Raw genomic sequence first — 6,201 nt, 5'->3', positions numbered from 1 at the left:
AACTTCATTATCAAACAAAAAGCCTTCAATAACTTTGTATAATCGGGATTTATCTTCCTGATTTAATTCCGATATTTGGGATAAAATACTGTCTTTCATAAAGCAAATATAATAAATATATTATTTAGACTAAAGCCAATATTAATAACATAACCAAACTCTTTGTCAAAGTTGTAACTTTGACAAAGAGTTTTTAAAAATAAACATTATGAAAAAAATTATAACTTTACTTATTTTGACTACCTTTTTTAAAGGTAATTCACAATGTCCTGCTCCTTCAAATATTAATTTAATAGATAATATTAATCTTTTAAGTACAGCAGAATTGTTTTGGGTTGAAAATGGTACAGCAACTACTTGGGAAATAGCTGTAGTTCCTGATTTCATTGTTGGTTCACCATTGCCTACTAATGTATGGGCTACAGCAGCTACTAATCCATTTGTATTAACAAATATTCCGCCAATCAATGGATGTTATGCTTTTTTTGTAAGATCAGTTTGTTCAGTAACAGACGTAAGCCCATGGATTGCTGTAGGTTCAACAATTTGTACATTAAATGAGTTTAATTATCTTGTTACTTTATCTAATAATAATTTTTCTACAATTAATAGTAAAATAAAAGTTTATCCAAATCCAACAAGTGATTTTTTATTTATTGATACTATTGAAAAACAAATACAAAAAATTGAATTTTTTGATTTACAAGGAAGGTTGATAAAAACAATTAATGAAAATAAAGACAAATATGAAATTGATATTTCTAATTTACAATCAGCAACATACCTTGTTAAACTTTCAACAGAAACGAACAGTGAAACAATAAGATTTGTAAAAAATTAAACCCTGAAACCACAGAAACAGACAGTATTTCAACCTCTCAAATGATTTATGACAGCCGCATTGCTTATTTAGATACCTATACAACTCAATTAGCTTCACATCCAGAATATGCTCCAAACGAAACAGAAATACAAATTGCAAGTTTACAAACCTTACATTCTAGCTTGGTTTCTTTTAGTCAAGCAGTAAATTCAGCAGGTAATGCTTTAATTACTGCAAGAGCAAACAGAAACAATATTTTATACAACAACGAAACAAATGTAATACAACTAATTAAAGACATTAAAGCCTATTTAAAATCATTAGGCGATGCAGGAAAATCATATTACAACGCAATCGTAAAACTACAATTCAAAGAAACAAAATAAAAAAGAAATAAAACAAAAGGACTACAGCCCTTTTGTTTTATTTTTTCTAATATTAACAATAAGCTATAGTAAAATCCTAATAATTAATCTTAAATTCATAATAACGTAAGGTAAAACAATAATAACTAATAGCAAAAACTAAATAACAAACTTGCAATTCCTATTATTAAACCAGTAAATTAATAATAACAAACCTGCAATTCCTATTAACGTATCAGAAGCTCCTAATATTAAACCTGCAAAACTAAATAATGAATAGTAAAAGTTTAATACAGACTCTGAAAAATATAATAATGAAACGTAAAAAACTAAATGCAAAGGAAGTAATCATTAGAACCGACAAATAAAAGGCTTCTTGTAACAGCCGTTTTGCAAGATTGCGGTGTAAGTGATTAATTTAAAGTTTTAGCTTATCAATATAGTTCAGTAATAACCCGCTCTGCGAAGTCTTCTGACTTCGTATCCCTAATTATCCCCACTCCCTAAACTAAAAAATCCACGCTGCCGTGCTCCCGAAACTTCGGGACCTTCGCCTAGTAGCACTTAAATTTAATACAATCCGCAACCCGATAGCCCAGGTTTACAATCCGTGCAAGAAGTATTAAGTCTGATGCAATTCAAAAATAAGATAGTAAACTTTGAAGTTATATAGTTAAATGAATTGAACGTCTGCGCTTTCGGGTTGAGAAAAAAACAAATTATTAGCACACGACATAATCATGAAATTCATGAATATTATCTTCAAAAATTTAACCGTTTTCGCATCTCTTCTAATTTTGATTGGTGTTGGATTTATGATTTATAAAATTTCTGAAAGTAATAGATTGGATGAAAAATTTGAATCGACAAGACTCCATTCGAATAGATCTGAAATAAAAACAAGCTGGGGAATTCCTGATTCTGAATTTAATTATGACGGAAATCGATTGCTCAAATATTCAGATGGCTTGGGTTGGGGAAATTATATTTTTGTTTTTGATCAAAAAAATAAACTAGTTGGTAAATACTTCGATGATTAAATAAACGGCAGGTACAATCTCCCATAACGGTTACTAAAAGCCGCGTCCAATTCCACCTCAAATTCGTACTTTTGCCAAAAAAATTACCGCATGCATTTCATCTCCGAAGATCTAGAGCATTATGTTGAACAACATTCGCAAGACGAACCCGAATTGCTGGTGCGACTTTTTCGGGAAACGCACCAAAAGGTATTGCAACCGCGCATGCTCAGTGGGCATTTCCAAGGCCGGGTGTTGAGTATGCTGTCAAAAATCATTCGCCCTAAACACATTCTCGAAATTGGAACATATACTGGGTATGCCGCTTTGTGTTTGGCGGAAGGATTGGCACCTGAAGGAACTTTGGACACCATTGATATCAAAGAGGAATTGGTGGGTATTCAACAAAAATATTTCGCCCTTTCACCTTGGAAAAATCAAATCACGGCGCACTTAGGAGATGCCCTTGAAGTAATTCCGACGTTGGATAAAAAATTTGACTTGGTCTTCATCGACGCCGATAAAGAAAACTATATTGCTTATTTCCACCTTATTGTACCGATGATGAATCCGGGTGGGATTATCTTGTCGGATAATGTGTTGTGGAGCGGCAAAGTGCTAGAGGAACTGGACCCCCGCGACACGAGTACAAAGGTCCTTTTGGAATACAATGCGTTGTTGAAAAACGACCCGCGTGTGGAAACAGTCTTGCTTCCTATCCGCGATGGCTTGACGGTGAGTCGGGTGCTGTAATTAGTGTTTTAAAACGAACTTGCGATACAACCGATAGGTTCCGTAGCCATAAACTGCCCCAAAAAAGTACCCCGTCAAAATATCCCCCGGGTAATGTAAACCCAAATAAATGCGACTGTAGGCAAAAATCAAAGGAAACAAGAACAACAAGGCGGCATACTTGTAATAGGGCCGCAACAGCGCAAAAATCATTACCGTTGTGGCCATCGAATTGGTGGCATGTCCCGAGTAAAAACTGAAAGAGTGGCTGTGTTTGACCACGCGAATCAACCCTTCGAGTGCTGGCTCATTACAGGGCCGCAAACGCATAAAATAATTTTTAAAGGCATTGGCTGATTGGTCGGTCACCACCAACAACACGGCCATAAATAGGAGTAGATACAAAAAAGAAACCCGCCCCAATTTGCGGTACACTACATAAAAAACCAGGATAAAAAAGGGCGTCCAATGGAGTTGTTTGGTCAAAAACAACCAATAGGGATCAAAGGGTTTGGACCCTAAGTTGTTCAGCCAAACAAACAGCTGTTGGTCCCAAGAAATTAATCGGGCTAGCATTAGCGTTTTCTTTTTATCGGCCCCGTGAGTGATTCGATATCTTCCTCTATCGCTTTAACAGGATTAAGAGGGTCATCAAGCAACGCATTTTCATTCAAATCAATGATTCCGCCGGGAGCCACACTTTCCTTCACCTCCTCCACTTCACGGGTAAACGAGTCGGTCAAGGTGTTCATAGACTTGGTAAGGTCTTCGGTTTGCGCACTTTTTTGAATCTCGTATTTGATTTCATTGGTTGTACTCTTCAAATTGGCCATAAACTTCCCAAACGTGCGCGCAAATTCGGGAATCTTATCGGTTCCGAAGAGCATCAAGGCGATGAAAATAATAAAGAGCAATTCTCCTCCCCCAATTCCAAACATAGTCCTGTGTTTTTAACGACCCAAAGGTACGAAGTTCTTTAATCAAATTTGGATTTCTCCGCTTGTTTTGGCCACACATTGTTTTGGGTGTCGATGTCGGCCGTTTCTTCTTTAGGGTCCACCGTAATCTTCGTAATCGCTTTGGTTGTCGCAAACGTACGGCTCACCTCTTTGTCGTTCATACGCCAAATTTGTGCCGGGAAACGGTGCATTTCGGTGGTACCGTCTTCAAACGTAAGTTCGACCAACAACGGCATAACCAATCCACCGGGCTTGTCAAAAGTGACTTGGTAAAAATACTTCGGCGACTTTAAGGCTGCGCGCTCTTCGGCGGTAAAACGTTCATTGAGATAGGTATCTAACGCTTGGTAGTCTTTAATCACAAAAGGTTTATTGAGTTCGGGTTTGTAATCGGCCGAACCTTCTTCGATCATATAGACCATCGGACCCACAGGCGCATTGCGGCGACGGCGGTTTTTGAGAAACTCCTCTACTTCTTTAGAGGGTTCGTTACTCACAAAATATTTTTTCACTTCTTTGATACCGATATCATTGTAATCGGTCGTAAAGAACCAACCGCGCCAAAACCAATCCAAGTCAACCGCCGAAGCATCTTCCATCGTACGGAAAAAATCTTCTGGCGTAGGGTGTTTGAATTTCCAACGGTTGGCATACACTTTAAACGCATAATCAAACAACTCGCGTCCCATAATGGTTTCGCGTAATATATTCAATCCACAAGCGGGTTTCCCATAGGCATTGTTCCCAAATTGACGGATGCTTTCGGAGTTGGACATGATCGGCTCGAGGTTCTTTTGGTCGCCACTCATGTACGGTACAATATTTTTGGCAGGACCTCGGGTTGCAGGAAACTTCGGGTCCCATTCCATCAAGGCCATATATTCCATAAACGAGTTTAACCCTTCGTCCATCCAGGTCCATTGGCGCTCATCTGAATTCACAATCATCGGAAAATAGTTGTGCCCCACCTCATGAACGATAACCGAAATCATTCCGTTTTTCACGCGATCGGTATACTTCCCGTCGGGATCGGGTCGCCCCCAGTTCCAACAGATCATTGGATACTCCATCCCTTGGTCTTGGGCATGCACCGAAATGGCTTTGGGGTATGGGTAATCAAAGGTGTGGGCCGAATAACTTTTTAAGGTGTGGGCCACTACGCGTGTGGAATAATCCCCCCACAACGGATTTCCTTCCTTGGGATACAGGGAAATAGCCATGGCTGTTTTACCCGCCAATTGCACCGCCATTGCGTCGTAAATGAATTTCCGGGAGGTAGAAAAAGCAAAATCGCGTACGTTTAATGCTTTAAACTTCCATGTTTTCTTTGCCTCAGAAAACCCTTTCTCCGCTGCGATTGCTTCGTCTTGCGTGACGACAATTACGGGTTTATCAAATGTTTTTTCGGCCAAGGCATAACGCTCGAGTTGGGCTTTGGTAAATACCTCTTTTCGGTTGAGCAAATCACCGGTCGCTTCAAGAATATGATCGGCAGGTACGGTAATTTCTACGTCAAAATTTCCAAAAGGCAAGGTAAACTCACCCGACCCCCAGAATTGCTGGTTTTGCCACCCCTCTACATCATTGTACACTGCCATACGAGGGTAAAACTGAGCGATGATGTACACATTATTTCCATCGTCATCAAAATGCTCATAGCCTGAACGCCCGCCGTCGAGCAAATAGTTGTTTACGTTGTACCACCATTTGAGGTGAAGCTCCACTTTTTCACCCTTGGCTAAAGGTTTGGGCAATTCCACGCGCATCATTGTTTGGTTGATGGTATAGGGCATCGGATTCCCTTTGGCGTCGTTGACATATTCGATACGGAATCCCCCATCGAAACGCTCTTCCAAGTATTTACGAGAAAATTGTTTCACGCCCATAGCGGGTTCGGTTCGATCGCCATTTTGTAAGGGAGACAAGGAGGTTCGTGACTGCTGATTTTGGTCCAGTTGTAACCAAAGGTAGTCAAGAGCCTCACGCGCATTGTTGGTATAGGTGATGGTTTCCGTACCATAGACTTTTTGAGTACGGTCGTCCAATTCGACTTTAATTTTGTAATCGGCTTGCTGCTGATAATATTCTGGACCCGGTGCCCCAGAAGCCGTACGGTACATATTGGGTGTCGCCAATAAATCGTACATCTGTTTGAATTTATCAGGATTTCGGTAATTCGGATCGGGTTGGGGTTTGTCTTGGCCCCATGCCGTAAAAGTGATACAAGTGGCGAGTCCGAAAAGGGTAAGTAGTGATTTACGCATGGCCATATTTTTTAGCGCCCTAAAAATACTTTTTTTTAC

General features: G+C 39.5%; 7 protein-coding genes. 4 read left to right on the top strand and 3 right to left on the bottom strand.

Features of this window, described 5'->3' with window-relative positions; translation table 11 throughout:
• Positions 1 to 208: 208 nt before the first annotated feature.
• The 4 genes from O9316_RS11345 (at position 209) to O9316_RS11330 (ending at position 2,960) form a co-directional block, all read left to right on the top strand.
• A complete protein-coding gene (locus O9316_RS11345; RefSeq protein WP_298204745.1) occupies positions 209 to 841 on the top strand; it encodes a T9SS type A sorting domain-containing protein in 633 nt (210 codons plus the stop codon).
• Between the two features lie 41 nt (positions 842 to 882).
• On the top strand, positions 883 to 1,209 hold the full coding sequence (locus tag O9316_RS11340) for a hypothetical protein (protein WP_298204746.1): 327 nt from the start codon (positions 883 to 885) through the stop codon (positions 1,207 to 1,209).
• A gap of 728 nt (positions 1,210 to 1,937) precedes the next feature.
• Entirely contained in the window at positions 1,938 to 2,228 is a 291-nt protein-coding gene (locus O9316_RS11335) for a hypothetical protein (protein ID WP_298204747.1), read from the top strand.
• Positions 2,229 to 2,318: 90 nt separating this feature from the next.
• Positions 2,319 to 2,960, top strand: coding sequence for an O-methyltransferase (locus tag O9316_RS11330; RefSeq protein WP_298204748.1), 642 nt, complete (start codon positions 2,319 to 2,321; stop codon positions 2,958 to 2,960).
• On the opposite strand, the gene O9316_RS11325 is transcribed toward O9316_RS11330, so the two are convergent.
• The 3 genes from O9316_RS11325 to O9316_RS11315 are packed head-to-tail and all read right to left on the bottom strand — an operon-like array spanning position 2,961 to position 6,162.
• Positions 2,961 to 3,515, bottom strand: a complete 555-nt coding sequence (locus tag O9316_RS11325; protein ID WP_298204749.1) for a phosphatase PAP2 family protein — start codon at positions 3,513 to 3,515, stop codon at positions 2,961 to 2,963.
• Entirely contained in the window at positions 3,515 to 3,877 is a 363-nt protein-coding gene (locus tag O9316_RS11320; protein WP_298204750.1) for a twin-arginine translocase TatA/TatE family subunit, read from the bottom strand. Before O9316_RS11320 ends, O9316_RS11325 begins: the two co-directional genes overlap by 1 nt.
• Positions 3,878 to 3,915: 38 nt before the next feature.
• Positions 3,916 to 6,162: a M1 family metallopeptidase gene (locus O9316_RS11315; protein ID WP_298204751.1), complete on the bottom strand. Its 2,247-nt coding sequence runs from the start codon at positions 6,160 to 6,162 to the stop codon at positions 3,916 to 3,918.
• Between the last annotated feature and the right edge of the window lie 39 nt (positions 6,163 to 6,201).

Origin of the sequence: Flavobacterium sp. (genome assembly GCF_027533505.1) — a bacterium.
In the GTDB taxonomy this organism is placed as follows: domain Bacteria; phylum Bacteroidota; class Bacteroidia; order Flavobacteriales; family Flavobacteriaceae; genus Flavobacterium.
This window is presented reverse-complemented; position numbering and strand designations above follow the sequence as displayed.